1 pseudogene is annotated in these 1,197 nt (G+C 60.1%); it reads right to left on the bottom strand.

The features are described 5' to 3' along the window. Positions 1-954, bottom strand: a pseudogene (locus ACR65J_RS20990) (hypothetical protein); the annotation flags it as partial. Positions 955-1,197: the final 243 nt, after the last annotated feature.

Below are 1,197 nucleotides of genomic sequence, written 5' to 3'. Positions count from 1 at the left end.
GCCGCCGCTGCTGGGACTGTAGTAGTGCCAGTACCGGCTGGTGGCGTTGACATCCGCGAGCACCAGCAGGCCGCTGTTGGCAGTCCCCCGCGCGGCGCTGTTGACGTTCTGCTTGGTCGAGGTGACGTTATGCACGTACTGGTCGGCGTCCACGATCCGCGGCGTCTTGGTGGTGGTGAAGTTGATGTTATCCAGCGGCGTCGACTTCTCGTAGATCGCACCACCGGAACTCGTGCAGACACCGGCGTTCGTCGTGCCCGACGGCTTCGGATAGGTCGCGAACGTACGCAGCATCTGCGTGCTCTCATCAATCATCACGATCACCCGGTTGGGGCATTCCGCCACCGTAGCGATCGTATGCGCCGACCAGCTGGTACCACTCAAGGCCAACAGCTGGATCAACGGCTGCGACGAGGACGTGAACGAAGTCTTGATCGCCGCGAAAACCCGGCCACCGGATGAATCCAGCCATTTCAGGTTCATATGGTCATCACTGCTGCGCTGCCCCGACACCGCCGCCACAGCACCGCTCCAGGACGTCGCCGACGCACCATCAACGTGATAACTCCAGTACATCCCATCCGTTGCGTCCCCGACCTGCCGGCTCCACATCACACCGATCTTCCCATCGAAGGCAATCACGGCCGAGGTGTCATCCACCGAGACATTGCTCATCGACGCCGGATGCTGGAACGCCGTCCCCCACGTCTTGCCGTCCGTGGCCGTGACATTCAAATAAATCTTGTTCCCCTGCTGCCACGTCGCCCACACCCGGCCCGTGGAATCCTTATCAATGGTCAGGACCTCAACCTTTGAATTATTGATCTGCGTGGAACTCTCCAGCGAGTACTTCTTCGCCACCGGATCGTAACTGTACCGCCGCATCGTGGTCGGATAATTCGGCTCAGCCGGAAGACCATCATTGACGAACCGGTAGCTGGCGACATTCAGCATCTTCCCGTCCCACAACACGTCATGGTGGGTACTGGCACGCGGATCCGTCGCCACCCCCGTATCAACCCAGGAACTCGTCCCCGCATTGAACCGGAAAATATGAAAATCCGAACTCGCAGAGTCCCACAGGTTGCCCCACCAAAACCCGTCGTTAAACCACAACGAACTCGTCGCCCGCTTCGTACCCGTCGGAGTCCCCGTCCCCGAATGCGACGGACCCTCAACACCAACATCACCCGTGGC

It is taken from the genome of Arthrobacter sp. SAFR-044, from assembly GCF_059414985.1.
Note: the sequence above shows the minus strand (reverse complement) of the source record. Positions and strands in the feature narration are given on the sequence as shown.